This window comes from Spirosoma pulveris, from assembly GCF_054781875.1.
In genome coordinates this window covers 1-1,313 of record NZ_BAAGTO010000059.1, presented here as the reverse complement: position 1 = coordinate 1,313, position 1,313 = coordinate 1, and the positions used below count along the sequence as shown (strand labels likewise).

General features: G+C 45.2%; 4 protein-coding genes. All 4 read right to left on the bottom strand.

Annotated elements, in window-relative coordinates; genetic code table 11:
* Positions 1-11 precede the first annotated feature (11 nt).
* The gene (locus ACYVJM_RS32075) at positions 12-251 is read right to left on the bottom strand and encodes an integrase core domain-containing protein (protein WP_461152205.1); all 240 of its coding nucleotides are present in this window, start codon (positions 249-251) and stop codon (positions 12-14) included.
* Positions 238-639, bottom strand: a complete 402-nt coding sequence (locus tag ACYVJM_RS32070) for a DDE-type integrase/transposase/recombinase (protein WP_461152204.1) — start codon at positions 637-639, stop codon at positions 238-240. The genes ACYVJM_RS32075 and ACYVJM_RS32070 overlap by 14 nt, the downstream gene beginning before the upstream one ends.
* On the bottom strand, positions 606-806 hold the full coding sequence (locus ACYVJM_RS32065; RefSeq protein WP_461152203.1) for a hypothetical protein: 201 nt from the start codon (positions 804-806) through the stop codon (positions 606-608). The genes ACYVJM_RS32070 and ACYVJM_RS32065 overlap by 34 nt, the downstream gene beginning before the upstream one ends.
* A gap of 128 nt (positions 807-934) precedes the next feature.
* Positions 935-1,246: a transposase gene (locus ACYVJM_RS32060; RefSeq protein ID WP_461152202.1), complete on the bottom strand. Its 312-nt coding sequence runs from the start codon at positions 1,244-1,246 to the stop codon at positions 935-937.
* Between the last annotated feature and the right edge of the window lie 67 nt (positions 1,247-1,313).

The window sequence follows — 1,313 nt, the reverse complement described above, 5'->3', positions numbered from 1 at the left end:
TTAGCCCCCTATTAACTGGACAGATTTTCTGAAAAGGTTGTGTCGTAAAGTACCTGTGCTTCTTCCCATTTTTGCTGGGGTGTTATAAAACCAATCGAACGGTGAAGCCGATGATAGTTGTAATGGGAAAAATAACGCCCTAACATTTCTTTGGCTTCATAATAGCTGGCAAACTCATTTCGCTCAATGACATCGTGTTCTAGAACGCTATGAAAAGCTTCAATGTACGAGTTCTCTTCAGGGGTGGCCACATGAGTGAAGCGCACGGGCGCCCCCGTCCTGTTTGATCTCGGAGCTTTTCAAAAAGTTACGTACAGAGTGAGCAATGAATTGACTGCCATTGTCATTGCGCAAAATGACGCCTTTCAGTTCATGACTCCGATTTATTCGTCGAAAAAGATTGATTAAGTCGATCTGACGAATACTGCTTTGAAACAGCCAGTCCAGAATTTTACGGCTATACACATCAATGACGCTCAACAGATAGTAATTCCGCCGTTCCCCTTTCACCCAGACGTATTTGATGTCCCAGCACAGGTATTCCAAGGGCTTGGTCGCTACAATTCGTCTGAATTTAACAAATTCCCGCTTGCCCGTCGGTCGGATTATTTTGCCCAGAAGTAAATTATGCTCTTGCATGAGCCGATATACCGCGCGGCGGCCGCCTTCTTCTTGTTGATGAGGTACTCTTTTTTCAACTCGTGGGTAATGTATTCGTAGCCAAGAGCATTGAACTCAACATCCAACAATTGTCGAATACTGATCACTACCAGTTGATTATCCACCCACGATCCGTCCAGTTTCATGGTTACCTGGCTGGGTTGTGCTCCACGCCTACCTGATTGAGGTTGGTAGTAAGACACGCTCCGAGACACGTTAAGCCACTGGCATAACAGGGTACGACTAACTTGATTTTCGAACTGTTTCATGAGCGTTAGCTTCTCCTGGAGTGAATAGGCGTTTTTTTTAGTAATTCACTCTTGATCTCCAGTTCCAGCGCTTGTTTTGCCACAATTCGCTTCAGGCGTTCGTTTTCCTCTTCGAGCACTCGAAGCTGAGGATCGACGCGTATATAGGAATCTTTCAGACCTTCTTTGCCTTTGCTCAAATACTTCAATCTCCATTTACGCAGTAGCGAAGAGGATAGATTATACTTGCGACAAGTCTCGGTATGGCCGTCGCGGATGGCCTCCTGAACAATGGAGTAGCGGTCTTCGGGAGTAAAACTCCGCCTTAGTTTGCTCATGATTTCTGAATGTAGTAGGACTAAACTGTTTTTACAATTTTGTCCAGCCATTCAGGGGGTTAAGACA

What these genes read in the sequence shown, in the direction of transcription:
- ACYVJM_RS32065 (WP_461152203.1), bottom strand. Translation starts at nt 806, where the DNA reads ATGAAACTGGACGGATCGTGGGTGGATAATCAACTGGTAGTGATCAGT.
- ACYVJM_RS32060 (WP_461152202.1), bottom strand. Translation starts at nt 1,246, where the DNA reads ATGAGCAAACTAAGGCGGAGTTTTACTCCCGAAGACCGCTACTCCATT.
- ACYVJM_RS32070 (WP_461152204.1), bottom strand. Translation starts at nt 639, where the DNA reads ATGCAAGAGCATAATTTACTTCTGGGCAAAATAATCCGACCGACGGGC.